This window comes from Streptomyces sp. NPDC020681, from assembly GCF_044334895.1.
GTDB lineage: Bacteria > Actinomycetota > Actinomycetes > Streptomycetales > Streptomycetaceae > Streptomyces.
The window spans coordinates 312,535-336,474 of record NZ_JBIRTX010000001.1 but is presented as its reverse complement, the minus strand read 5'-3'; the positions used below and the strand labels follow the sequence as shown (position 1 = coordinate 336,474).

The window sequence follows — 23,940 nt, the reverse complement described above, 5'->3', positions numbered from 1 at the left end:
CCGTGTTGCGCACCCGTGCCTCAGCTCTCCTTGCCGTCCGCGGCCGGACCCGGGCCCGTGGCCTTGCGGGCACGGGCGGGCGCGGTGCGCTTGGTGGTGGACTTGACCGGCGTCTTGGCCGTTGTCCTGGTCGCGGCGCGCTTCTTCGGCGCGGACGCCTCGACGGGTTCCGCGGACTCGGCGACGGGCTCCGGTGTCGGCTCCTCGACCGGTTCGGCCGCCTCCGGCAGCCGCGGCGGCACCGGCGCGCCCGGCGCGCCGAACGGCAGCACCCGCACCGTCCGCTCCTCCACCGGCTTCGCCGGGACCGGTGTCTCGCGGCCCTCGAGCAGGACCAGCGACGCCTGGTAGGCCACCGACAGCGTGTACGGCGTCTGGTGGAGCATCCCCCACAGCTTCGACGTCTCGTCGATGTCCATCACCGTCGGCGTGAACCGCACCCGCTGCGGCGAATCGGCGAGATCGCTGCCCGCCAGATAAGGACGTTCCGCAGCGAGCTCGATCAACTCCTTCGGCAGCGCCGGGATTTCGTGCAGCGCCCGTACGACACAGCCGATGAGTCGCTGTCCGACCAGCTCCGACTCCTCGCCGTACGCGCTGATCAGATAGTGCAGATCGAGCGCCGCGGCCGGGCGCTTGATCAGCCTGCCGTCCGACGCGCGGGTCGGCAGATCGTTGTTGCGCATCGAAGGGTTCGGCGTCACCTGGTACAGGAAGACGTTGATGGTCGGTTCCGTCGGCGGCTCGGCCGGCGGCTTGCGCATCTCGACCTTGACCGCGATGTCCAGCTCCGGGCCCAGGTTGCTCTCGATCAGCAGGGCAAGGGCCTGGGTGACCGTCGCGATGGCGAGTGCATTGCTCATGTCGTCTGCCCCATGTCGTCAGTCCCTCTTCTCGCCGCGCGACAGGTAGTCGTCCAGAGTCAGCGCGGGCGCGCGGCGCGCGGTGGTGTCGGGGCGGCCGCCGGCGGTGCGGCTCGCGCCGGGCGACGGTGCCGCGGTCACTTCGAGCCGCCCGATCTGTACGTGTACGACCCGCTCGGCGGGCCGCGGCGCGCGCCGTCCCACGCCATTCAGCGCTGCGGCACGTGCGGTGGCCGTGGCCTCGGAGCTCCGCGGCCTGGGCGCGGCGGCAACCGGTGGGGGAGCCGCGGCCGTCGGCGCTGAGCCGGCAGGCGTCCGTGGCTCGACGGAGTCCACCGTGGCCCCGCCACGGCGCGCCGAACGCGGAACGTCCGCGGCGGGACGCGGCCTTGGAGCCGCGGGCGCGGCCGGACGCAGCAACGGCTCAGGCGGCGCCGCGACTTCGGCCCCGGTCCGCCCGGCGTTCTCGTCCGGCCGTGCCGCCTCGGTCCGTACGACCGTGTGCCGGTCGGTCCGCACCTCCCGCTCGTGCCGGATCAGCTCGGCGGGCCCGAAGGCGGGTCCGGGCGCGGACGGAATCAGCGCGGCGGGCTCGTCCGGTTCCTGCGGGGCCGTACGCAGCGCCTCGATCCGCTCGAACGGGCCGGGCATCCGCGGCCGGACCCGCGCACCGCCACCACCGGCCGCGGGCACCGGCGTGTACCGGGCCAGCAGCCGGTCGAAGTAGTCAGGCATCCGCGCACAGCTCCAGGTAGTAGCGACGCCGCAGCGGGCTGAGCGCCAGAATCTCCGGCTCGCTCCACCCGTAGGCGGTGGCGAGCAGATGGACGTCGAGCATCAAGTCCCGCGCCCAGGTGTCGAGTTCGGTCCACAGGTAGGAGGTGATGTCCAGCTCGGCCGGGGTGGCCTCGCCGCACTCGGGACAGCCGACGCTCAGCGTCACATCGGCCGCCGGATCGGCCTGAGCCGCCGTCTCGGCCAGCCGTTGCTGCACCCGCTCGGGCAGCAGCGCGGCCAGCCGTTCCGGCGGCACGGCCTCTGAGCCCCGCAGGGCCGACACCGTGCAGCGCGCGATGAGCATCCGGCGGGCCTCCGCGGGATCGGCGGCCGTACCGGCCGCCGCGAGGTCGGCGACAGTGGGCAGCCGGAACTGCACCTCCCACTCGTCCTCCGCCACTCGCAGCGGCCCGTCCGGCGTCCGCGTCCCGGTGCCGAGCGCCGTCGCGTCGAGGTCGAACTCCATGGCCTCGCCGCACGCCGTGCACTCGACGCGTACCTGCATCCGCTCGCCGAACAGCGCCCGGCGCAGCGCGAACAGATCCGCCTCCCGCTCGCCGACCGGCATCGACAGCAACTCGTCGGCGCCGGTCCCCGGGCGGGCCGCCCGGTGCAGCAGCAGCGACCGTGCCGACTCGTGCTGCGTCAGCCCGGTCTCCCAGGTGGCGAGCAGCTCCGCCGGCCCCGTCGGCGTCATGCGTCATTCCTCCGGTGCTCGGGCGATGCTCAGGCGGGGTGGGTGAAGGACGGTTCGACCGGCTCCTCCACCTCGTAGTCCCGCTCCCAGCCCTCGCATTCGAGCTTGACGCTCTGGATGGCGACGGCGTTGGCGTTGGCGTCGAGCTCGCCGAGCACCTGGTACTCGCTGACCCAGGCCCGGTACAGCTTGTGCGAAACAGCCACCTGCCCGGCCTCGTTGAGGACCTGGATGATGATGTCCTTGCGGAAGTCCCGCAGTGAGACCTCCGAGCCGAGACCCGCGCCGACCTGCCAGACCTTGTTGGCCCAGCGGTCGAACTCCGGGTCGTGGGTGACGCCGCGCTCCAGCGTCACACCCTCGAACTCGGAGCGGCCCGGCGACTTGCGCGGTGAGCTCGGGTCGCCGCCGTGGCGGTGCTTGACCACCTCGGTGGTGCGCTTGAGTGGACTGATCTTGCTGATGCCCGCGACCGTACGACCGTCCCAGAGGACCAGGAACTTGAAATTCTTGTACGGGTCGAAGCGATGGGCGTTGATACGGAACTCAGCCATCGGTTTCCTTCGTGTTCCTTTACTTGGTTCCTTGGTGGGCGTTCTGGGCTACGAGAGGTCGAACTGACCGGCCACCTGCTGGATCTTCACGATCACGAACTCGGCGGGCCTGACCGGCGCGATGCCGATCAGCACGTTCACCACACCGCGCTCGATGTCGGCCTCGGTGGTGGTGTCCTTGTCGCACTTGACGAAGTACGCCTCGCGCGGTGTGCCGCCCTTGAACGCGCCCTGCCGGAACAGGTCGTTGAGATACGCGGACGCCTTGAGCCGGATCTGCTGCCACAGCTGCTCGTCGTTGGGCTCGAAGACCACCCACTGCAGACCGCGGTGCAGGCTCTCCTCGACATGCAGAGCCAGCCGCCGCACCGGCACGTACTTCCACTCGCTCTCCAGCGCGTCCGCGCCTTCGAGCGTGCGCGCGCCCCACACCAGCGGTCCCACGACCGGGTAGGTGCGCAGGCAGTTGATGCCCAGCGGGTTGAGCAGTCCGTTCTCACGGTCGGTCAGCTTGACGGTCAGCGACCGCACTCCGGCCAGCCGCGCCTCGGTGCCGGCCGGCGCCTTCCACACGCCGCGCTCACCGTCGGTGCGGGCGATGACGCCCGCGATCGCGCCCGACGGCGGGAAGGCACGCAGCCGTCCGGTCAGCGGGTCGTTGAGCTGCAGATGCGGGAAGTAGAGCCCGGCGTGATTGCTCCGCACCGGGTCGAACGCGCCGATCCCGGCCCGTGCCGCGTCCACACTGCCCCAGGTCGACGGCGAGTCGACGAGCAGGAAGATCCGCCGCTCCCGGCAGAGCTGCTCGGCCGCGGACAGCACGGTGACCATGTCCTCGGTCGACTCGTACGCCGAAAGCTCGGGCAGAGCAAGGAGGTTGACGTCGTCGACGTCGCGCAGTGCCTGCACTCCGGTCTTGCGTGCCTCGCTGCCGATCAGGTCGCGCGGCCCGGGCGGGTCGCCGTCCTTGCCGCCCTCCAGCGGGAACACCGGCGGGTTGACCGAGGCTTCCAGGCCCAGGTCGTTGGCGCACTCGCCGATGAAGCGGACCACGTCGTCCGGGTCGACGGACCCGGCGACGACCTGGAGGCGGCGGCCGAAGGCGGTGACCTCGGCTCCGGCGTAGGCGTGCTTGCCGGGAGCGTCGGGCAGCGCGCGGAGCTTGCGCTCCAGCAGGAGCGCCAGCTCGGTGACATCGGCCGGCGGGTCGCCGTCGTGGTCGGGCTCGTAGAGCGTGAATTCTCGCTCCACATCGCCGATCTTGACCTTCAACTCGACGTTCAGGTCGGGCAGTTCGGCCGCGAAGGGCTTGGAAACCGTGCCCGAGGGGTCCGGCCGGTCCTCGTCGAGCGCCTTCACACGGACGAGCGAGGAGCCGGCGTTGACCACCGTCTCCACGAAGCGGCCGTGCCCCGATTGCATGGACAGACCGGTGAACGACTCGCGGGCGCCGCCGCGCGCGTCGAGGACATGGAGATTGAAGGTCTTGTCCGGGGTCGGGGTGTCGTGGTCGACGGCCACCCGCAGACCGGAGCCCCATACGCCGGGCTCCTTGGCGTGCACCTCCAGCACCGGGCACTCGCTGTGCCCCTCGGTGGAGTGGAGTGTGACGCAGGCTTCCTCGCCGGTGCCGGCCTTGGCCACCCGCACGATCACCGCGACCGTTCCGCCGTTGCCGAAGAACTGGTGCACCGCGTAACTGACGGCGCTCTTCGAGGTGAGTCCGCCGAAACGGCGCTCGAAGTCGGCGAAGCTGGTGACCCGCACCGGTTGGTTGAGCGGACCCCGGCGGGTGTGCCCCACAAAAGCGGTCACCGAAGTGGTGACCGAGGCGATGGTCCGGATGCTGCTGGGAAGTTCTTCGATGTATACGCCGGGATAGCCCATGTGCGTCGGCATTCCCCCTCCATTCCCTTCGCGCGCACCAAGAGATGAGGAGGGGAAGTGAAGGAACCGCGTCTGCGCATGCAGCCTGCGCAGACGCTCCTCACTACATTCCCCCGTCACACACCCCGTGCGATATCGGTCTCGCAGGGCCAGCGGCATGTGCCTGTACTTGTGGCTCCTGATGCATGAGTGCCTCTGGCGATCCTCCGTTGCACTTCAAGGGCGGGTCAAGGGGGCTATTCGGTCATCCGCAGACCATTGGATGTGAGGTCGATGCGAGGTGATTTGGCATGGTCGGACGGAAATCGCTTGCCGAATATGAAGACGAATTCACGAGGGCTTCACAGGACCATTCGATGAGGGATGGAAAACAAGCCGAATGTAAATCGTCGCGGCGCGCCGCCTTGTGTCCGCTTGGCCGCAATTGCCCACCTGGTGTACCGTCCCCGGCCGCTCCCGGTCGACGTGCCGGAAGGTTCCCCGGGCCTTCGTCGGGGAAAACGCCGGCGGGCCCGGCCCTCCGCCCGGCGACGGAGGATCAGGCCCGCCGGTGATGCAGGCGCATGCGCAGGTCGCACCGCGCGAACGCCCGCCTCACTCGACGTCCGGGCCCTGGGCCCTGACCTCCTCGACATGCCGCAGCGAGTCCTGCAGATCGCTCAGCCATGTGTCCGCATTGCGCCCAACCAAACGCACGCACCACGCCAGAGCGTCGCTGCGGCTGCGCGCGACGCCGCCCGCGATCAGCGTGTCCAGAACCTGACGCTCGGGCTGGCGCAGCCGCGTCATCGCAGGCGCGGACACCGTGGTGTACATCGCCCGCCTGCCGCCGCACTCCACGCCCCACGAGACCTTGCGCCGGAACTTCCGCTCGGCCTCGCGCGCGACCCCGATGCGCTCGTCGCGTGTGCGTTCCCGGAACTCCGAGATCCGTCCTTCCACGGCCGCGTCCCGCTCCGCCTGCGACGCGTCCTCGCCGAGGTCCGGCTCCGGTATCCGTCCCACGACCGTGATCTCCTCACGGTCCACCGTCACATCCAGGAGCTCGGTGAAGAGTCCGTCCGGCAGTCGCCCGGCGAACCAGCCCCGCAGCACCTGTTCCTGCTCGCCACTAGTCATGTAATCAAGATTACGTCCGTATGTGGCAGGCGGAAGGGCTGTCAGCCGAGGGCGGAATCCGACCCCGTGATCCGGCCCGGCGCGACGGCGAGAGCCGGTGTCTCCCAAGGGCTCGCGCGTCCCATGATCGCCGCCTAGAGTTGCCTATATCAGAGCAGAACGGCAGATTCCGCCTGCCCGTGTCTCTGGGAGGTCAGATGACCCGCATCGCTATGACGGTGGACGGCACGCACTACGAGGACGAAGTGGAACCACGCCTTCTCCTCGTCCACTACCTGCGCGACCGTCTGGGACTCACCGGCACGCCCGTTGGATGTGACACCACCAACTGCGGGGCCTGCACGGTCGATCTGGACGGCGCGAGCGTCAAGAGCTGCTCGGTCCTCGCCGTCCAGGCCGACGGGAGCGAGGTGACCACCATCCAGGGGCTCGCCTCCGATGCCGAATGGCATCCGCTCCAGACCGCGTTCCATCAGCAGCACGCCGTGCAGTGCGGGTACTGCACACCCGGCATGATCATGGCCGCACGGGATCTGCTCAAGGAGAACCCCGACCCCTCGCCGGACGAGATCCGCCACGGTCTCGAAGGCAATCTCTGCCGGTGCACCGGCTACCAGAACATCGTGCGCGCCGTCCTTGCGGCGGCCGCCGAGGAGCGCCGCCGCCGGGCCCCCGCGCCCGGCGCGCAGACGGAGACCGCCCCGGTGGCATCCGAAGACACCGCTCCCGCCGCACCCAGGGCCCCGGCCAGGGCCGGGCAGGAGGCGCCGGTATGACCGACCAGCTCACCGAGCGGGAAGTCGGCCGCTCGCGTGTACGCAAGGAGGACGCCCGGCTCGTCACCGGCCGCACCACCTGGACCGACAACATCTCCGTCACCGGCCTGCTGCACATGGCGTTCCTCCGCAGCCCCATGGCACACGCCACGATCGACCGCGTCGACGTCTCCGGCGCGCTGGAGCGGCCAGGGGTCATCGCCGCCTTCAGCGGCCGCGACCTGGCGGACGAGCTGGGCTCCCTGCCCTGCGTCTGGCCGGTGACCGAGGACATCGTGATGCCCGACCACCCGCCGGTCGCCGTGGACGAGGCCCGCTACGCCGGCGACCCCGTCGCCGTCGTCGTCGCCCGCGACCGGTACGCCGCGGCCGACGCGCTGGAAGCCGTGGAAGTCGACTACACGCCGCTGCCCCCGGTACTCGACCTGGAGGAGGCGCTCGCCGACGGCGCGCCGCTGGTCCACTCCGGCAAGGGCACCAATCGCTGCTACGTCTGGCCGCTGGCCACCGGCGACTACGAGGCCGAGAAGGCGCGCGCCGACATCGTCGTCCAGCGCCGCTACACACAGCAGCGCCTCATCCCGAACGCGATCGAACCGAGGTCGGTGGTCGCCACACCGCCCACGGCCTCCAACGAGTACACGCTCTACTCCTCGACCCAGATCCCGCACGTGGCACGGGTGACGCTCTCGATGACCACCGGCATCCCGGAGCACCAACTCCGCGTGGTCGCCCCGGACGTCGGCGGCGGCTTCGGCTCCAAGCTCCAGGTGTACGGCGAAGAGGCCGTCGCCCTCGGGGTCGCCAGAAGGCTCGGCCGGCCGGTCAAATGGACCGAGTCCCGGTCCGAGGGCTATCAGGCCACCCATCACGGCCGCGGCCAGATCCAGGACATCGAGATCGCTGCCACCCGAGACGGCAAGCTGCTCGGCATGCGGGTCGACCTGCTCGCCGACATGGGTGCCTATCTGATGCTGCTCACGCCCGCCATTCCGCTGCTGGGCGCGTTCATGTATCCCGCCATCTACAAGATGAACGCGTACACCTTCAACTGCACGGGTGTCTTCACCACCAAGACGCCCACGGACGCCTACCGCGGCGCGGGCCGGCCCGAGGCGACCTTCGCGATCGAACGGACCATGGACGAACTGGCCGCCGAGCTGGGCCTGGACCCCATGGAGCTGCGCCGTCTCAACTGGATCGGCCACGAGGAGTTCCCGTACACCACGATCGCCGGACTGACCTACGACAGCGGTAACTACGAAGCGGCCACCGATCGCGCGCTCGCCCTCTTCGGCTACGACGATCTGCGCGCCGAGCAGACCGCGCGCCACGAGCGCGGCGATCCGGTGCGGCTCGGCATCGGCATCTCCACCTACACCGAGATGTGCGGCCTGGCGCCCAGCCGGATCCTGCGCGATCTGCGTTATGTGGCGGGCGGCTGGGAGGCCGCCACCATCCGTATGCTGCCCACCGGCAAGGTCGAGGTGGCCACCGGTACCAGCCCGCACGGCCAGGGCCACGCGACCTGCTGGAGCCAGATCGCCGCGGAAGTGCTGGGCGTGCCGTTCGACGACGTCGAGGTGGTGCACGGCGACACCAAGGTGGTTCCGCAGGGCATGGACACCTACGGCTCGCGCTCGGTGGTGATCGGCGGCGTCGCCGTGCACCACGCCGCGAAGAAGGTCGTGGAGAAGGCCAGGAAGATCGCCGCGCATCTGCTCGAGGCGAACGAGGCCGACCTGGAGTTCTCCGGCGGCACCTTCTCCGTCAAGGGATCGCCGGAGGCGACGAAGACCATTCAGGAAGTGGCCTTCGAGACGTTCTCCTCGCACGATCTGCCCGACGGCCTGGAACCGACGATCAACGCCGAGCACCTCGTCGACCCCGACAACTTCTCCTTCCCGCACGGCACCCACCTGTGCGCCATCGAGATCGACACCGAGACCGGACGCGCCCGGATCCGCAGCTATGTCTGCGTCGACGACGTCGGCAAGGCGGTCAACCCGATGATCGTCCAGGGCCAGATCCACGGCGGCGTGGCCCAGGGCATCGCGCAGGCGCTCTACGAGGAGGCGGTGTACGACACCGAGGGCAATCTGCTCTCCGGCACCATGGCGGACTATCTCGTGCCGTCCGCGGTCGACCTTCCCGACTTCGTCACCGACCGCACCGAGACACCGGCGACGTCCAACCCGCTGGGCGTCAAGGGAGTCGGCGAAGCCGGGACCATCGCATCCACTCCGGCCGTGGTCAACGCGGTCGTGGACGCGCTGCGCCCGCTGGGCGTGACGGATGTGGAAATGCCCTGCACACCGGAGCGGATCTGGCAGGCCGTTCAAGAGGCCAGTGCCCAGGAGGTGTTGGCATGATTTCCGCTGCATTCGACTACACACGGCCGCAGTCGGTCGACGAGGCGGTGCGCGCCCTGGCGGAGGGCGGTGACGAGGCGAAGGTGCTGGCCGGCGGCCAGAGCCTGCTGCCCATCCTCCGGATGCGTCTCGCCTTCCCCGATCTGCTGGTCGACGTCGGCCGCATCCCCGAACTCCGGGGCGTCCGCGAGGACGCCGAGGCCGGCGCACTGGTCATCGGAGCCATGACGACCCACCACGACGTCATCCACGACCCGCTCGTGCGCATGCACGCCGGGCTGCTGGCCGCCGCCACCGAGACCGTCGCCGATCCGGCAGTACGGCACCGGGGCACCATCGGCGGCTCCCTCTCGCACGCCGACCCGGCGGGCGACCTGCCCGCCGTGCTGCTCGCGCTCGACGGCGAGATGGTCGCCGCCGGCCCTCAAGGACGGCGCACCATCGCCGCGCGCGACTTCTTCACCGACTATCTGCAGACGTCGATGCGGCCCGACGAACTGCTGGTGGAGGTCCGGGTGCCGAAGGCGGACGGCTGGGGATTCCACTACGAGAAGTTCAGCCGGACCGCGCAGGCATGGGCCGTCGTCGGCGTGGCGGCCATGGTGCGGCGTGACGACGGACACCTGGTCGAGTCGCGTGTCGCCATGACGAACATGGGGCCGACGCCGGTGCGTGCCGGCGCCGCCGAGCAGGCGCTCGCCGGCGTGGACGCGGACCCGGAGGCGGTGGCGCGCGCTGCCGACGAGGCGGCTGACGGCACCCGCCCGACATCCGATCTGTCGGCCTCGCGCGAGTACCGCGAACACCTGGCGCGGGTGCTCACCCGGCGGGCGGTGATCGCCGCCGCCGGAATGGAGTGACCCCTGCCGCCGAAGTGAGCGACGGCCCGGACGAGTACAGCGACAGGCCTGAGGAGTTGACGGTGTGACGGACGGGCCGGGTGAGCTGCGAGCGCGACTGGAGAAGACGGGCTATCTCGTCGACGACGGTCTCGCCATCGCCTGCTTTCTGGCACTGAAGCTGCACCGGCCGATCTTCTGCGAGGGCGACGCGGGCGTGGGCAAGACCGCACTCGCCTCCGCTCTCGCCCAGGTTCTCGACGCGCCGCTGATCCGCCTCCAGTGCTACGAGGGCATCGACGCCTCCCAGGCGCTGTACGACTGGGACTTCCCTCGCCAGCTGCTGCATCTGCGAGCCGCCGAAGCCACTGGGGTCACCGATGCGGACCGGTTGCAGAGCGAGCTGTACGGCAGGCGCTTCCTCATCGCGCGGCCGCTTCTGCAGGCCTTGGAGACCCAGCCTTCGGTGCTGCTCGTCGACGAAATCGACCGGGCGGACGACGAGTTCGAGGCGTTCTTGCTGGAACTGCTCTCCGAGTACGCCGTGACCGTGCCCGAACTCGGCACCCTGCGGGCCGCGAAGCCGCCGGTGGTCGTCCTCACCTCGAACCGGACCCGCGAGGTCCACGACGCGCTCAAACGCCGCTGCCTGTACCACTGGTTCGACCATCCCGGCTTCGACCGCGAGCTGGCGATCGTCCGCATCCGGCAGCCGCAGGTGACCGAACGGCTAGCCGCGCAGGTGACCGCCGTCGTCCAGACCCTGCGCCATCAGGACCTGGTCAAGCCGCCCGGCGTGGCCGAGACCATCGACTGGGCCGAGGCTCTGGACGCGCTCGGCGCGACCGAGCTCGACGCCGAGCTCCTCGTCGCCACACTCGGATCGGTGCTCAAGTACCACGAGGACGCGGAACGGGCCCGTTCTCTGGACCTGTCCGCGATCCTCGCGGCGCGGGGAGCGTGAACCCCATGACCCAGACGCAGCCCACCGACGCGACGGCGGCCGTCGTCGGCTTCGCCCGGGCGCTGCGCGCGGCCGGAGTCGCCGCCGGACCCGATCGCGTACAGGCCTTTCTGCGCGCGCTCGACGTACTCGGCGCACGGCTGCGCTCCGACGTGTACTGGGCAGGCCGGCTCACCCTCTGCGGCAGCCAGGACGACCTGGAACGCTACGACCGCGTCTTCGCCGCCTACTTCGAGAGGCAGCACAAGAACCGCGACCGGGTACGCCCGCGCCCGAGGCCGCTGCTGCGACCGGTGGCCGCCCGGCCTTCCGGGACCGGCGGTGACGAGACGACCAGGACACCGGCGGCGGCCGCGCTCGCCAGCTCCACCGAGGTGCTGCGCCACCGCGACATGGCTGACCTGTCCGCGGCCGAGCGGGACCAACTGCGGCGGCTGCTCGCGGCGTTCGCCCTCAGCGGCGAGGCGCGCCGTACTCCGCGGCTGCGTCCGGCCCGCCGCGGCACTGTCGATCCGCGGCGCACCGTACGCGAACTGCTGCGCCACGGCGGTGAGCCGGCCAGACTCCGCCACCGCGCTCCGGCGGCCAAGCCGCGCCGAGTTGTGCTGTTGCTGGATGTGAGCGGCTCGATGGACCCGTACGCCGACGCGCTGCTCCGCTTCGCTCATGCCGCGGCCCACGGCCCCGGGTCCCGTACCGCCACCGAGGTGTTCACCTTGGGCACCCGGCTGACCCGCGTCACCCGGGAAATGGCACATCGCGATCCGGACGAGGCGCTGGCCGCCGTGGCCGCCGCCGTGCCCGACTGGAGCGGCGGCACCCGGCTCGGCGAGATGCTCCGCGGCTTCCTCGACCGCTGGGGACAGCGCGGGACGGCCCGCGGAGCCGTGGTCGTCGTGCTCTCCGACGGCTGGGAGCGCGAGGACCCGGCGCTGCTCGCCGCCCAGATGCGGCGGCTGCACCGGCTGGCCCACCGCGTGGTGTGGGCCAATCCGCGCAAGGCGCGCCCGGGTTACGAACCCCTCGCGGCCGGTATGGCGGCGGCGCTGCCCAGCGTGGACGCCTTCGTCGAAGGACACAGCCTGGCCGCACTGGAGCGCCTGGCATCAGTGGTGAGAGGTGTGGCCCATGCGTGAGATCCTCCCTGCGCTCAACCGCTGGTACGCGTCGGGCAGCCCGTTCGGGCTCGCCACCGTCGTCGCGGTCAGCCGCAGCGCGCCGCGCGGCCCCGGCGCGGCGATGGCGGTCGGTCCGGACGACCAGGTCGTCGGCAGCGTCTCCGGCGGCTGCGTGGAAGGCGCGGTGTTCGATCTGGCCAAGGACGTCGTCGAGAGCGGCAAGGCACAGCTGGAGACCTTCGGCTACAGCGACGAGGACGCGTTTGCCGTCGGCCTCACCTGCGGCGGCGAGATCACCCTGCTCGTACGGCCCGTGTCGGCAGCGATCGACCCGTCCTTCGGCCAGGTCGCCGCGTCGGTCGCCGAACACCGCCCGGTGGTGGTGGCCACTGTCGTCGACGGCCCGGCCCGGCGCGGCGGCACGCTCGCCGTGTGGCCGGACAGTGTCGCCGGATCGCTCGGTGACGAAGGCCTGGACGCCGCGGTCACCGACGACGCGCGCGGCGAACTGGCGCAGGGCGCGACCGGCCGGCGCCACTACGGTCCCGGCGGCGAGCGGCGCGAGGACGACGTGACGGTGTTTCTCCAGTCGTTCGCCCCACCGCCGCGGATGCTGGTCTTCGGCGCGATCGACTTCGCGGCGGCAGTGGCCAGGATCGGCGCGTTCCTCGGCTACCGCGTGACGGTGTGCGACGCGCGTCCGGTCTTCGCCGACCCGAGGCGCTTCCCGGACGAGGCCGAAGTGATCGTCGACTGGCCGCACCGGTATCTGGGCGGTACGGAAGTCGACGACCGGACCGTGATGTGTGTGCTCACGCACGACCCGAAGTTCGACGTGCCGCTGCTCGAAGTCGCCCTGCGCTCCCCGGCCGCGTACATCGGTGTGATGGGCAGCCGTCGCACGCACGAGGACCGGCTGGCGCGGCTGCGGGACAACGGCGTGGACGAGGCGGAACTGTCGCGGCTCCGTTCGCCGATCGGCCTCGACCTCGGCGCCCGTACGCCGGAGGAGGTGGCCGTCGCCATCGCGGCGGAGATCGTGGCACTGCGCTGGGGCGGCAGCGGCGCGCCGCTGGGGGACACGGTCGGGGCGATCCATCCACCGCGGCTCAAGTCCGTATGAGCGAGAGCTCGTTCGGATAAGGAGGAGGCCATGCAGCTGCACCACACGTTCACCGTCCCTGTCCCGGTCGACGAGGCCTGGCAGGTGCTCCTGGACATCGAACGGATCGCTCCCTGCATGCCGGGCGCGACCGTCGAGGGATACGACAGCGAGATCATCAACGGCTCGGTGAAAGTGAAGCTGGGCCCGGTCACGGTCACCTACAAAGGCACCGCGGCCTTCGACGAGAAGGACGAGGCGGCGCACCGGATGGTCCTGACGGCCCGCGGCAAGGAGGTACGCGGCCAGGGGACGGCGAGCGCGACGGTGACGTCCTCCCTGGCCGGGAGCGGGAGCGGCACGGAGGTGGACGTCGTGACCGACCTGACGATCACCGGCCGCCCCGCACAGTTCGGCCGTGGGGTGATGGCCGAGGTGGGAGACAAGCTGATCGGCCAGTTCGCGGACTGCCTGTCGCAGCAGCTGTCGGGCGACGACGGACGCTCTGGTGCCGAGCCCGCCCGTGCCGAGTTCGCCGACGACGTCCCCGCCGCGGCCCGCGACGCCGACGCCGACACCGACGAGGCGGTACCGATCGACCTCTTGAGAGCCGCGGGCCTCCCGGTCGCCAAGCGCGCGGCGGCAGTCCTGGCCGCGGCCGCGCTCGCCACGCTGGTCGCGATCCTCGTGCACCGCCGCTGCAGGCGCTGACCGCGAGCGGGCCGGTCCCGGCCTCAACCACGGTCGCGACGCGGGCCGTTGACACCCGTCCGGTGCGGCAGTATCACGTCTCCAGGCCCCACTGAGAGCGCTCTCAGACGCACAACGCCCCGGCGCTCTGGCTCGCGTCCTGACCCCAAGTCCCCTTCTCCCGCGGAAAGACGGCAGCGGCACCGCCCTCCCCGGCGGTGCCGCTGTCATGTCCGAGAGCGGTTCCGGGATTTTGACATTGCCTTGACAAATTAACCTTGCGTTGCGAGCATGCAAAACGCTCGCACGACGAAGCCAAGAATCTTGCGATCTCTGCAAGAACTCCGCAGGGCCGTATGCCCGTTGACGGCGACGCATGCCGTCGCGCGCCTTGCCTGACGCACCCCCACGCCAAGTCAGGAAGGAAACCCCCATGCCAGTGCGCCGATTTCAGGCGTGGTCCACGGGATTAGCCGCTTTCGCGCTGGTGCTGTCCGGCGGTGCGCTCACCGTCACGGCGGCCGCGCCCCACGCGCCCGAGCCGCCGACCGCGGCCATCCCGCCGTCCGACTACCAGCAGGTCCAACTCGCCCTCGGCCCCGCCGAGATGGGCGAGGCCATGTCGCTGGCCGTGCTCCCCGACCGGGCCGTACTGCACACCGCACGCGACGGCACGGTCCGCTACACCGACGCCGCCGGAAACACCAAGGTCGCCGGAAAGCTGGACGTCTACACCCACGACGAAGAGGGCCTCCAAGGTGTGGCGGCCGACCCCGGCTTCGCCGCCAACCGCCTTGTCTATCTCTACTACTCGCCCAGGCTGAACACACCGGCGGGCGACGCCCCGGTCACCGGCAGCGCGGCCGACTTCGAGCCCTGGAAAGGCCATCTGAACCTCTCCCGGTTCACGCTCAGGGCCGACGGCACGCTCGACACCGCCAGCGAGAAGGTCATGCTCGAAGTGCCGAACGACCGTGGCCAGTGCTGCCACGTCGGCGGCGACATCGACTTCGACGCCGCCGGAAACCTGTATCTGACCACCGGTGACGACACCAACCCGTTCGAGTCCGCCGGATACTCGCCGATCGACGAACGCGCCGACCGCAACCCGCAGTTCGACGCACAGCGCTCCTCCGGCAACACCAACGACCTGCGCGGAAAGCTGCTGCGCATCAAGCCGCAGTCCGACGGCGGCTACACCGTCCCGGCCGGAAACCTCTTCCAGCCCGGCACCGCCGGCACGCGGCCCGAGATCTACGCCATGGGCTTCCGCAACCCGTTCCGGATGTCCGTGGACCGGCCGACCGGTGTCGTGTACCTCGGCGACTACGGCCCGGACGCCGGCACCACCGACCCGAACCGGGGCCCCGGCGGACAGGTGGAGTTCGACCGCATCACCGCACCCGGCAACTACGGCTGGCCGTACTGCACCGGCACCAACACCGCCTCGGAGACATACAACGAGTACTCCTTCCCGAGCGGTCCTGCCGGCGCCAAGTACAACTGCGCCGGCGGACCGGCGAACAACTCCTTCCGGAACACCGGCCTGTCCACGCTGCCGGCGGCCAGGCCCAGCTGGATCAAATACGGAGACACGGGCGCACCGCCCGAGTTCGGCGGCGGCTCCGAATCGCCCATGGGCGGCGAGGTGTACCGCTATGACGCGAACCTCTACTCGGCCGTGAAATTCCCGCAGTCCCTCGACGGGCGCTACTTCGCCGCGGAACTCGGCCGACGCTGGATCAAGGCAATCGAGGTCAAGGGCGACGGCTCGTACGGGCTGATCGAGGACTTCCCCTGGCAGGGCACTCAGATCATCGACACCGACTTCGGGCCCGACGGCGCGCTGTACGTCCTCGACTACGGCTCCGGCGCGAGCGATCAGGCGCTGTACCGCATCGAGTATCTCGCCGGCAGCAACCGCAGTCCCATCGCCAAGGCGGCGGCGGACAAGACCTCCGGGCCCACACCGCTCACCGTGGCCTTCTCCTCGCAGGGCAGCTCCGACCCGGAGGGCCAACCGCTCACCTACAGGTGGGACTTCGGCGACGGCGCCACGTCCACGGCCGCGAACCCCAGCCATACGTACACCACCGCGGGCACCTTCCACCCGACGCTGACCGTCCGTGACCCCGAAGGGCTCACCGGGACCGCGAGCCTGGTGGTCACCGCCGGCAACACCGCGCCGACGGTGCAGCTGACCACACCCGCGAACGGCGCGCTGTTCTCCTTCGGCGACACCGTGCCGTTCACCGTCCAGGTCACCGACCCGGACGACGGCGCCGTCGACTGCGCCAGGGTGAAGGTGACCTATCTGCTCGGCCACGACAGCCACCGTCACCAGATCACCTCGAAGAACGGCTGCACCGGCACCATCGCCGTACCGGCCGACGGCGAACACGACAGCGCCGCCAACCTCTACGGGGTCTTCGACGCCGAGTACACCGACAACGGCGGACTGACCTCGCACAGCGAGCGCATCCTGCAGCCCAGGCACCGGCAGGCCGAGCACTTCGGCGCGCAGTCCGGCATCCAGACCGCCGACCACGGCAATGCCGAGGGCGGCAGAACGGTCGGCTTCACCGACGACGGCGACTGGATCTCCTTCCAGCCGTACGCGCTCTCCGGCGCCACGAAGTTCACGGCCAGGGTGTCCTCAGGCGGCCCCGGCGGCACGATCGAGATCCGTACGGGCTCCGTCACCGGCACGCTCATCGGCTCGGTGGCCGTGTCACCGACCGGCGGCTGGGAGAACTTCGCCACCGTGACGGCGAACCTGACCGGCGCACCGGCCGGCTCCACCAGCCTGCACCTGGTCTTCAAAGGCCCCTCCGGCCAGGGCAATCTCCTCGACATCGACACCTTCACCCTCGACTGACGGGTGGAAGGGGACAACGTGACGTTACTGAGCAGCACACTCATCCGACGCTCGACAGCCGTGCTCGCGGCGCTCACGCTCGGCTGCATGTCCGTCGCAGCCGCACCGGGCGCCGACGCGCGCGCCGCCGAGGCCGACTACGACGTGCTCGTCTTCTCCAGGACCGCGGGCTTCCGGCACGACTCCATCCCGGCCGGCATCGACGCGATCCGCGCCCTCGGCACAGCCAACGGCTTCGCCGTCACCGCCACCGAGGACAGCGCCGCGTTCACACCGGACGGCCTCGCGGGCTACGAGGCTGTGGTGTTCCTCAACACCACCGGGGACGTCCTGAACGAGCCGCAGCAGAGCGCCCTGCAGTCGTACGTCGACGGCGGCGGCGGCTTCGTCGGCGTCCACGCGGCGGCCGACACCGAGTACGAATGGCCGCACTACGAACAGCTCGTCGGCGCCCGTTTCAAGAGCCATCCGGCGATCCAGCAGGCCACCCTCACCACCGAGGACGCGACGCATCCCGCGACCGCGCACCTCGGCGCCACCTGGACCCGCACCGACGAGTGGTACAACTACCGCACCAATCCCCGCTCCTCGGTGCGCGTCCTGCAGAGTCTGGACGAATCCACCTACAGCGGCGGCGAGATGGGCGACGACCACCCCATCACCTGGTGCCATCCGCAGCAATCAGGCCGCTCCTTCTACACCGGCCTCGGTCACACCGCCGAGAGCTATGCCGACCCCGCCTTCCGTGCCCTGCTCCTCGGTGGCATCCGCTACGCGGCCGGTGTGGCCCCAGCGGACTGCAGCCCGCGCGACGGCACCGGAGCCGGCGATCTCTCGCCGAACGTGCATCTCTTCTACTACCCCTGGTACGGAACACCGGCCGGACAAGGCAGTTGGCGGCACTGGCAGCAGGGCGGACACACTCCGCCCGAGGACATCGGCGCCGACCTCTATCCGGCGCTCGGCCCGTACGACTCCGGCGATGTGGCCGCAGCGGTGGACCAGCACATGAAGTGGGTCGCCCGGTCCGGGGCCGGCGTCATCGTCTACAGCTGGTGGGGCCGGGGCGGCTACGAGGACGGCCTCGCCGGACGCGTGCTGGACGCCGCCCAGCGCCACGGCATCAAGGTGGCCTGGCACATCGAACCGTACGGCGGACGCACCGCGCAGTCGACGGTCGACGACATCGGCTATCTGAACAGCACCTACGGCAGCCATCCGGCCTTCTACCGGGACGCGGCACACGGCAACCGCTCGGCCTTCTACATCTTCGAGAGCCTCAGGATCGCCGACTGGACACCGCTGGACCAGGTCACCGGCAGCAGCATCGTCCTGGCACAGACCACCGACACGTCGAAGATCGCCCACTTCTCCGGCCTGTACACCTACGACGGTATCGCCGGCGCCACGGCACCCGGCTGGAAGCAGGCGGGCGACTACGCCAGGGCGAACAACCTCATCTGGGCTCCGTCCGTCGCGCCCGGCTACATCGACGACCGTGCCGTCCCCGGCAACACCACGCCCACGCTGGGCCGTTCGGACGGCGGCACCTATGACAAGGAGTGGAACAACGCGCTCGATCCGGCGATCGGAGGCTCGCCCGCCTGGGTCTCGGTGACCTCGTTCAACGAGTGGCACGAAGGAAGTTCCATCGAGCCCGCGTCGGGCAATCCGCCGGCCGGGCACGGCTACCAGACCTTCGACGGCGCGTACGGGAAGACCGGCGCGGCCGCCGAGACCGCCTATCTCGACCGTACGAAGTACTGGGTCGGCGAGTTCGAGAAGCGGCGTTCCGTCGGCTGACGGGCTCGGGTCACTGACCGACCGCGGTGTGCGGCGCGGGGAGTGGAACCTCGAGCGCCCGCGTGCGGGCGTCCGGATCTATCCAGTTGACCGGCAGCGGATCGAGGAAGGCCTCGGCGTGGGAGATGTGGCCGCGCTGTTTCACCGAGGCGGGCAGCGGATCGCGAATAAGCGATTCTTCAGGAAGCCCGTGCTCGTGCAGCAGCTCGGCCGTCTCCTGCACGAACATCACCGGACCGCACAGATAGACGCTCTCCTCGGGCCAGTCACGGCGGGCCCCGAGATGTGTGTGCAGCCGTTCCGCGGCCCGCATCCGGCCCTCGCCGGGTTCCTGGTACCACCAATACGCGCTGAGATACGGGTGGTTGCGCAGGAAGTCGTCGAGGGCCGCCCCGTCGTAGAAATGGGCCTCGCCACGTGCCACGACGTCGATGCGGATACGGGGCGCGGGCCGGCGCGCCAGTAACGTGTCGAGGACGGATTTGACCGGCGCCCAGCCCGTGCCTGCGGCGATCAGCGTGACGGCCGGTGTGCCGGGCGGCGGCGCCAGTGCGGAACCCGATGCCCCGCTCAGCCGCAGTGTCTGGCCCGGTGTGGTGTGGTCGCAGAGGACATTGCTGAGCAGGCCCTCGGCCACCCGGCCGATATGGAATTCCAGCACCCGTTCGTCACTGGTCCGGCCGGCCAGCGAGTAGGGCCGCCACACACCGGGCAGCTCCGGGTGCTCGATGGTGGCGTACTGGCCGGGTAGCCAGGGATAGGGCGTGGTGACGGCGACGCGCAGGACGGCCGTGTGGTCGCCGTGCAGCCGGTGCGAGACGACGGTGGCGTCCCACCACGCGGGCTCGTTCGCGACGAGCGACCGACGGGCCGAGCGGGTCATGATCTGCGCGGTGCTCCGGTACACCCGCAGCCAGGCCGCCTCGGTGCGCTCGTCCCAGGACTGCGGGCTGTGGTGGCGGATGGCGGCGACGAGGCTCTCGCCGACCGCCGCGTAGTCCTCGTCCACCACACCGAACTTGCGGTGGTCCCGGCCCAGCCGCTCCAGGTGCGCGGTCAGTCCCGGATGGCGGAGGTTGTCCACCATGTGCACCAGGGCGGCGAACAGCCGCTCGTACTGGTCGTCCATCGCGGCGGGGAACAGCGGGCGCAGCTCGGGATGGTGGGTGAAAAGGTGCGCGTAGAAGTAGCGGACCACATGGCTCGCGCGCCGTCTGACGCGGTCCAGGCTCGCTCTGACCACATCTGTGTCGTCATGAATCTCGTCGTTCATGAAAATCCCCCGGGGCCTGCATGTCCGCGAGTCTGTTGAACGCGCGACAATGCTGAGCGAGCTGAACCGTATCAACTCGTGGGCGGGAAGGAGCCGTTCGGGGCAGACTGGGTCCCGACCGGGACATTCCAGATCCCGGCCGGGAGAGCGGACGGCGGCGCTACAGACCCTGCCAGCCGGGCTTTGCGGCGTAGGTGGCGCGGAAGTAGGCGGCGAGCTTGAGGCTGGATGCCGCGGCCTCGTCGACCACTACCGTGGCGTGCGGGTGCAGTTGCAGGGCCGATGCGGGCACCACAGCGGAGAGCGGGCCCTCGACGGCGAGCGCCACGGCGTCGGCCTTCGCCTCGCCGGTGGCCAGCAGCACCAGATGGCGGGCTTCCAGGATGGTGCCGATGCCCTGGGTGATCACATGGTGCGGGACCTCGTCGAGGCCGTTGAAGAACCGGGCGTTGTCCTGCCGGGTCTGCTCGGTGAGCGTCTTGATGCGGGTACGGGAGGCGAGCGAGGAGCAGGGCTCGTTGAAGCCGATGTGGCCGTCGGTGCCGATGCCGAGCAGCTGGAGATCGACCCCGCCGGCCTCGGCCAGCGCCCGGTCGTAGGCGACACAGGCCGCCGCGACGTCCTCGGCGGTGCCGTCCGGGCCCATGAAGGCGGCGTCGGTCAGGCCGAGCGGCTCGACCACCTCGCGCAGGACCACGGAGCGGTAGGACTCGGGGTGCCCGTACGGCAGCCCCACGTACTCGTCGAGCTGACAGATCCTGGCCCGGGACGCGTCCACCTCCGAGGCGCGCACCTTGGCCGCGAGGGCTTCGTAGACCGGCAGCGGGGTCGACCCCGTGGCCACTCCCAGGAGAGCGTCCGGCTTGCGTCGTAGCAGGTCGGCCATGGCTTCGGCGATGAGCTCGCCGCCCGCGGCGGAGTCCGGGACGATGACAACTTCCACGAAGATCCCTGTCTCTGAAAGCGCAACTGGTGTAGACCAATCTACCCGGTGACGGGTGTGCTGTCGCGCGAAGAGAGGGCCGGGAGCGCCGAGCTCCCCGAAGGTCAGCTGTCCGTCGCCCGGGGTTCAGGCTCGAGCTGCTCGAAGTACTCCTGCTGCGCCGGGTAGTAGTCGTCGAAGGACGGCAGCGGCCGGCCCTCGTGCGCGGCGAGGAACATGTCGAGGTAGTACTCCCAGCCGGGACCGATCGCGCCGAGCCCGGCCTCACCCGATGCCTGACCGTCCGCCGAGAGACGGTGAACGAGCTCCACCGCGGTGCCGCCGTCCGCCTCGGAGAGCCGCACTTCCATCGGCCAAGAACCGCCCTCGCTCGGGATCGACACGGTGAGCAGGTGCGGCGGTTCGCATGCCTCGATGAGGAACGGTGACCAGGGTGCGCCCTCCTCGAACACCAACTGCATCTCCACGGTCTTGCCGGGTCCGGCCTCGCCCTTCCACGGGCCGATCCAGCGCGCGGTCCGCTCGGACTCGGTGAGACTCGCCCAGACCTCCGGCAGCGGACTGCCCAGCGTGCGGGTCAGCACAAGATCACGGCCGTGTTCGGTGCGCAGCAGCCGGCCGGTGGGCTCCGGTGATGTCATGGGAATCCTCCAGGGCTCGAGGGCATGGTGGAATCCACAGTAGGAGCGGAATGTCCTGCGCGTCGGACGGAGACAGGATGACCAAGGTCCGGCGTCAGCGCACGTCGACCAGCCGGGCGAAGACCACAACATTTCCGTCGTAACCGGTCTTCTCTGCGTATCCGCCGCCGCAGGTGATGAGCCGCAGTTCCGCGTCCGCTCCGTCCCGGTACACCCGTGCCGCCGGGAAGTCCTTCTTGGCGTACAGCTCTACGCCGTAGACCGAGAAGACCGCGGTACGTCCGTCCTCGCGCGCCACCTGGACGCGGCTGCCGCGCTCCAGCGCGCCCAGCAGATAGAACACGGCCGGTCCCGCACTGTTGTCGACGTGGCCGACGACGACGGACGTACCGCGCTCACCCGGTGTGACGGCGCCGCGGTACCAGCCGGCCAGGTTGTTGTCCGCCAGTGGCGGCGGCTCCACCCAGCCGTCGGAGTCGAGACCGACGCCGGTCAGCGGCGCGTCCAGCCTGATCGACGGGACGGTGATCCGGCGTGGCGGAGAGTGGGGGAGCGGTCCGGGCGCGCGGGGCAGCGGGCCGGCCGCGCGATGGTCCGCCGCCACGGCCGCGCCGGGGCGAGGAGGACCCTGGTCGGTCCCGGTGAATCCCTCGCGTACCAGAAACAGGCCGAGGAGCAGGAGGCAGACGAGCGTGAACCAGGAGCCGCGGCGGGAGGACAGGTGCATGATTCCCACGAGCCGCCGTCAGACGCCGTCCCCGGCGCGACGGCGCAGCAGCAGGACACCGCCGCCGAGCGCGCCCGCGAGGAACGCGGAGCCGACGCCGATCTGCGCGGGACTCAGGCCGGAGAGGCTGCCTCCGGCACCGGCCTTCACGCCGCCGCCGGGCTTGGTCGTGCCGGTCACCGGGAGCAACCCGGCGTCCGGGGCCGTGACTGGGTCCGGGACTGGATCCGTGACTGGATCCGTGACTGTGCCCGTGTCCGTGGTGGTGCCGGTGCCGGTGCCGGTGCCGGTGCCGGTCCCGGTGTCCGTGTCCTTGCCGGCGGTGGTGGTTCCGGTGTCCGTCAGCGTGGCGGCGGCGGTGGCGCTGGCAGTGGCTGTGACGGTCGCGCTGACCGTGAGCGTGGCAGTGCCCTTCTCGCCCTGGCAGTCGAAGGTGACCTCGTACTCGGCGCCCGGCTTGGCGTCCTCATAGACCGTCGCCGTGCCCGGCAGTCCCTCATTGAGCGTGACGGTGTCGAAGACGCCCGAGGAACTCGTCACGGACGGAGCATCGCACTCCGTGGCGTTGAGCGTCACGGTGCCGCCGGGCTCGACGGTCTCGGGGCTGACGGTGAAGCCGAACGAGGTGACGGGGTTCGTATCGTCTGCGAGAGCGACCGGAGCGCCGAGAGCCGGCGCGGCGGCGCTTCCGATCAGAGCGAGGGAGGCGACGTGTATCGCGCGCATGGTCAGGTCTCCGATGGTAGGAAATACACCACAATGAGACCGACGCTAGGAGGGCCGCCCGGCCCCTGCCACTCCTGGGGGGCCGAACGGCAGGGGTCGCACTGACGAAGCGTCACGGACGGCGGAGCGGCAGCATCAGACCTTTCGGTAGTCGTACGCCTCCGAGGCCGCCGCCTGCACCTCGTCCAGACTGCCGCCCGCCGTCGCCGTCACCACCGCCGCCACCGCGCCCTCCACGAACGGCGCGTCCACCAGACGTGTGCCGTCCGGCAGCTCGTCGCCCTCGGCAAGCAGCGCCTTCACCGTGAGCACGGCGCTGCCCAGATCGACCAGCACGGCCACACCCGCGCCGCCGTCCACCGATGCCGCGGCCGCGGTGATCAGCTCCGAGCTGGTGCCGAGGCCGCCGTCCGGAGCGCCGCCGGCGGCGGCCACGGGTGCGGTCGTGCCGCCGCCCGTGAGGCCCGTCGCCAGCTCGGCGACGGCCTCCGCCACCTCCTTGCTGTGCGAGACCAGCACGATTCCGACCCGCTCGTTCATCCGCTCGTTCATCCGGCCGCCTCCGCCGTCTGTGCCAGCGCGGCGATCAGCAGGGCCGACGAGGTGGCGCCGGGGTCCTGGTGCCCGATGCTGCGCTCGCCGAGATAGCTGGCCCTGCCCTTGCGCGCCTGCAGCGGCACGGTCGCCAGCGCGCCCTGCTCGGCGGCGTCGCGGGCCGCCGCGAAGGACGCCATGGAGTCCTCCAGCGCCGCGACCGCCGGCACCAGCGCGTCCAGCATCGTTTTGTCGCCGGCCTTGGCGCCGCCGAGCTGCGCCACCGCCGCCACACCCGCACGCAGCGCGTCGGCCAGCTGTCCCGGTGTCACCTCGGCGGCCTCGCCGAGCGCCTTGCCCGTACGCCGCAGCAGCGTGCCGTACAGCGGACCCGAGGCGCCGCCGACCGTCGAGATCAACTGCCGTCCCGCCAGCGTCAGTACGGCCCCCGGAGTCCCCGGCGCCTCCTTCTCCAGAACCGCGGTCACCGCCGCGAAACCGCGCTGGAGATTGCTGCCGTGGTCGGCGTCGCCGATCGCCGAGTCCAGCTCGGTGAGATGCCCCGCCTCACGGTCGACCAGAACCGCGGCGGCCGTCAGCCAGCGGTGGATGAAGTCGGCGTCGAGCACATGAACTCCCTGTGATCAGTCGGTCCGG

Annotated in this window: 22 protein-coding genes; 9 read left to right on the top strand and 13 right to left on the bottom strand. The window is 70.6% G+C overall.

The window, feature by feature from the left end; genetic code table 11:
- Positions 1-20: 20 nt before the first annotated feature.
- The 6 genes from ACH4YL_RS01355 to ACH4YL_RS01330 all read right to left on the bottom strand — a co-directional run bounded on the left by ACH4YL_RS01355 (position 21) and on the right by ACH4YL_RS01330 (position 5,897).
- Positions 21-863: a Pvc16 family protein gene (locus ACH4YL_RS01355; RefSeq protein WP_398503609.1), complete on the bottom strand. Its 843-nt coding sequence runs from the start codon at positions 861-863 to the stop codon at positions 21-23.
- Positions 864-881: 18 nt separating this feature from the next.
- The gene (locus tag ACH4YL_RS01350) at positions 882-1,598 is read right to left on the bottom strand and encodes a hypothetical protein (protein WP_398503607.1); all 717 of its coding nucleotides are present in this window, start codon (positions 1,596-1,598) and stop codon (positions 882-884) included.
- On the bottom strand, positions 1,591-2,337 hold the full coding sequence (locus ACH4YL_RS01345) for a hypothetical protein (protein ID WP_398503605.1): 747 nt from the start codon (positions 2,335-2,337) through the stop codon (positions 1,591-1,593). Before ACH4YL_RS01345 ends, ACH4YL_RS01350 begins: the two co-directional genes overlap by 8 nt.
- A 29-nt stretch (positions 2,338-2,366) precedes the next feature.
- A complete protein-coding gene (locus ACH4YL_RS01340) occupies positions 2,367-2,891 on the bottom strand; it encodes a phage tail protein (protein ID WP_351570284.1) in 525 nt (174 codons plus the stop codon).
- Between the two features lie 48 nt (positions 2,892-2,939).
- Complete coding sequence (locus tag ACH4YL_RS01335; protein WP_398503603.1) at positions 2,940-4,790, bottom strand: phage tail sheath family protein; 1,851 nt, start codon at positions 4,788-4,790, stop codon at positions 2,940-2,942.
- Positions 4,791-5,372: 582 nt separating this feature from the next.
- Complete coding sequence (locus tag ACH4YL_RS01330) at positions 5,373-5,897, bottom strand: hypothetical protein (RefSeq protein ID WP_398503601.1); 525 nt, start codon at positions 5,895-5,897, stop codon at positions 5,373-5,375.
- Positions 5,898-6,094: 197 nt separating this feature from the next.
- On the opposite strand from ACH4YL_RS01330, the gene ACH4YL_RS01325 reads away from it, so the two are divergent.
- From ACH4YL_RS01325 to ACH4YL_RS01285, 9 genes are all read left to right on the top strand, one after another.
- On the top strand, positions 6,095-6,673 hold the full coding sequence (locus ACH4YL_RS01325) for a (2Fe-2S)-binding protein (protein WP_398503599.1): 579 nt from the start codon (positions 6,095-6,097) through the stop codon (positions 6,671-6,673).
- Positions 6,670-9,045 (top strand): xanthine dehydrogenase family protein molybdopterin-binding subunit, encoded by a 2,376-nt coding sequence (locus ACH4YL_RS01320; RefSeq protein WP_398503598.1) that lies wholly within the window; start codon positions 6,670-6,672, stop codon positions 9,043-9,045. Before ACH4YL_RS01325 ends, ACH4YL_RS01320 begins: the two co-directional genes overlap by 4 nt.
- Positions 9,042-9,905 (top strand): FAD binding domain-containing protein, encoded by an 864-nt coding sequence (locus ACH4YL_RS01315; protein WP_398503596.1) that lies wholly within the window; start codon positions 9,042-9,044, stop codon positions 9,903-9,905. The genes ACH4YL_RS01320 and ACH4YL_RS01315 overlap by 4 nt, the downstream gene beginning before the upstream one ends.
- 64 nt (positions 9,906-9,969) lie before the next feature.
- The gene (locus ACH4YL_RS01310) at positions 9,970-10,848 is read left to right on the top strand and encodes an AAA family ATPase (protein ID WP_398503595.1); all 879 of its coding nucleotides are present in this window, start codon (positions 9,970-9,972) and stop codon (positions 10,846-10,848) included.
- Positions 10,849-10,853: 5 nt separating this feature from the next.
- Entirely contained in the window at positions 10,854-11,984 is a 1,131-nt protein-coding gene (locus ACH4YL_RS01305; RefSeq protein WP_398503593.1) for a VWA domain-containing protein, read from the top strand.
- Entirely contained in the window at positions 11,977-13,089 is a 1,113-nt protein-coding gene (locus tag ACH4YL_RS01300) for an XdhC family protein (RefSeq protein ID WP_398503591.1), read from the top strand. The genes ACH4YL_RS01305 and ACH4YL_RS01300 overlap by 8 nt, the downstream gene beginning before the upstream one ends.
- A 30-nt stretch (positions 13,090-13,119) precedes the next feature.
- The gene (locus ACH4YL_RS01295) at positions 13,120-13,779 is read left to right on the top strand and encodes an SRPBCC family protein (RefSeq protein ID WP_398503589.1); all 660 of its coding nucleotides are present in this window, start codon (positions 13,120-13,122) and stop codon (positions 13,777-13,779) included.
- 412 nt (positions 13,780-14,191) lie between these two features.
- Positions 14,192-16,636 (top strand): PQQ-dependent sugar dehydrogenase, encoded by a 2,445-nt coding sequence (locus ACH4YL_RS01290; protein WP_398503587.1) that lies wholly within the window; start codon positions 14,192-14,194, stop codon positions 16,634-16,636.
- A gap of 87 nt (positions 16,637-16,723) precedes the next feature.
- On the top strand, positions 16,724-18,439 hold the full coding sequence (locus tag ACH4YL_RS01285) for a ThuA domain-containing protein (RefSeq protein ID WP_398504358.1): 1,716 nt from the start codon (positions 16,724-16,726) through the stop codon (positions 18,437-18,439).
- A 10-nt stretch (positions 18,440-18,449) separates the two neighbouring features.
- Here ACH4YL_RS01285 and ACH4YL_RS01280 read toward each other — a convergent pair whose 3' ends face one another.
- The 7 genes from ACH4YL_RS01280 to dhaL all read right to left on the bottom strand — a co-directional run bounded on the left by ACH4YL_RS01280 (position 18,450) and on the right by dhaL (position 23,912).
- Positions 18,450-19,712 (bottom strand): globin domain-containing protein, encoded by a 1,263-nt coding sequence (locus tag ACH4YL_RS01280; RefSeq protein ID WP_398503585.1) that lies wholly within the window; start codon positions 19,710-19,712, stop codon positions 18,450-18,452.
- Positions 19,713-19,872: 160 nt separating this feature from the next.
- Entirely contained in the window at positions 19,873-20,655 is a 783-nt protein-coding gene (gene nagB, locus ACH4YL_RS01275; RefSeq protein WP_398503583.1) for a glucosamine-6-phosphate deaminase, read from the bottom strand.
- Between the two features lie 104 nt (positions 20,656-20,759).
- Positions 20,760-21,296, bottom strand: coding sequence for an SRPBCC family protein (locus tag ACH4YL_RS01270; protein ID WP_398503581.1), 537 nt, complete (start codon positions 21,294-21,296; stop codon positions 20,760-20,762).
- Positions 21,297-21,390: 94 nt separating this feature from the next.
- Complete coding sequence (locus tag ACH4YL_RS01265; protein WP_398503580.1) at positions 21,391-22,023, bottom strand: class F sortase; 633 nt, start codon at positions 22,021-22,023, stop codon at positions 21,391-21,393.
- An 18-nt stretch (positions 22,024-22,041) separates the two neighbouring features.
- On the bottom strand, positions 22,042-22,749 hold the full coding sequence (locus tag ACH4YL_RS01260; RefSeq protein WP_398503578.1) for a hypothetical protein: 708 nt from the start codon (positions 22,747-22,749) through the stop codon (positions 22,042-22,044).
- A 135-nt stretch (positions 22,750-22,884) separates the two neighbouring features.
- Positions 22,885-23,301 carry a PTS-dependent dihydroxyacetone kinase phosphotransferase subunit DhaM gene (locus ACH4YL_RS01255; protein WP_398503576.1) on the bottom strand — a complete coding sequence of 139 codons (417 nt, stop codon included), beginning with the start codon at positions 23,299-23,301 and terminating at the stop codon, positions 22,885-22,887.
- On the bottom strand, positions 23,298-23,912 hold the full coding sequence (gene dhaL / locus ACH4YL_RS01250) for a dihydroxyacetone kinase subunit DhaL (protein ID WP_398503574.1): 615 nt from the start codon (positions 23,910-23,912) through the stop codon (positions 23,298-23,300). Before dhaL ends, ACH4YL_RS01255 begins: the two co-directional genes overlap by 4 nt.
- Positions 23,913-23,940 lie beyond the last annotated feature (28 nt).

Excerpts from the sequence above, each read along its gene's own strand:
- ACH4YL_RS01305 (WP_398503593.1), top strand. The coding sequence starts at position 10,854 with ATGACCCAGACGCAGCCCACCGACGCGACGGCGGCCGTCGTCGGCTTC.
- ACH4YL_RS01295 (WP_398503589.1), top strand. The coding sequence starts at position 13,120 with ATGCAGCTGCACCACACGTTCACCGTCCCTGTCCCGGTCGACGAGGCC.
- ACH4YL_RS01335 (WP_398503603.1), bottom strand. The coding sequence starts at position 4,790 with ATGCCGACGCACATGGGCTATCCCGGCGTATACATCGAAGAACTTCCC.
- ACH4YL_RS01325 (WP_398503599.1), top strand. The coding sequence starts at position 6,095 with ATGACCCGCATCGCTATGACGGTGGACGGCACGCACTACGAGGACGAA.
- ACH4YL_RS01345 (WP_398503605.1), bottom strand. The coding sequence starts at position 2,337 with ATGACGCCGACGGGGCCGGCGGAGCTGCTCGCCACCTGGGAGACCGGG.
- ACH4YL_RS01320 (WP_398503598.1), top strand. The coding sequence starts at position 6,670 with ATGACCGACCAGCTCACCGAGCGGGAAGTCGGCCGCTCGCGTGTACGC.
- ACH4YL_RS01330 (WP_398503601.1), bottom strand. The coding sequence starts at position 5,897 with ATGACTAGTGGCGAGCAGGAACAGGTGCTGCGGGGCTGGTTCGCCGGG.
- ACH4YL_RS01350 (WP_398503607.1), bottom strand. The coding sequence starts at position 1,598 with ATGCCTGACTACTTCGACCGGCTGCTGGCCCGGTACACGCCGGTGCCC.
- ACH4YL_RS01315 (WP_398503596.1), top strand. The coding sequence starts at position 9,042 with ATGATTTCCGCTGCATTCGACTACACACGGCCGCAGTCGGTCGACGAG.
- ACH4YL_RS01300 (WP_398503591.1), top strand. The coding sequence starts at position 11,977 with ATGCGTGAGATCCTCCCTGCGCTCAACCGCTGGTACGCGTCGGGCAGC.
- ACH4YL_RS01260 (WP_398503578.1), bottom strand. The coding sequence starts at position 22,749 with ATGCGCGCGATACACGTCGCCTCCCTCGCTCTGATCGGAAGCGCCGCC.
- ACH4YL_RS01355 (WP_398503609.1), bottom strand. The coding sequence starts at position 863 with ATGAGCAATGCACTCGCCATCGCGACGGTCACCCAGGCCCTTGCCCTG.
- ACH4YL_RS01280 (WP_398503585.1), bottom strand. The coding sequence starts at position 19,712 with ATGAACGACGAGATTCATGACGACACAGATGTGGTCAGAGCGAGCCTG.
- ACH4YL_RS01265 (WP_398503580.1), bottom strand. The coding sequence starts at position 22,023 with ATGCACCTGTCCTCCCGCCGCGGCTCCTGGTTCACGCTCGTCTGCCTC.
- ACH4YL_RS01340 (WP_351570284.1), bottom strand. The coding sequence starts at position 2,891 with ATGGCTGAGTTCCGTATCAACGCCCATCGCTTCGACCCGTACAAGAAT.
- ACH4YL_RS01255 (WP_398503576.1), bottom strand. The coding sequence starts at position 23,301 with ATGAACGAGCGGATGAACGAGCGGGTCGGAATCGTGCTGGTCTCGCAC.
- ACH4YL_RS01285 (WP_398504358.1), top strand. The coding sequence starts at position 16,724 with ATGTCCGTCGCAGCCGCACCGGGCGCCGACGCGCGCGCCGCCGAGGCC.
- ACH4YL_RS01290 (WP_398503587.1), top strand. The coding sequence starts at position 14,192 with ATGCCAGTGCGCCGATTTCAGGCGTGGTCCACGGGATTAGCCGCTTTC.
- ACH4YL_RS01270 (WP_398503581.1), bottom strand. The coding sequence starts at position 21,296 with ATGACATCACCGGAGCCCACCGGCCGGCTGCTGCGCACCGAACACGGC.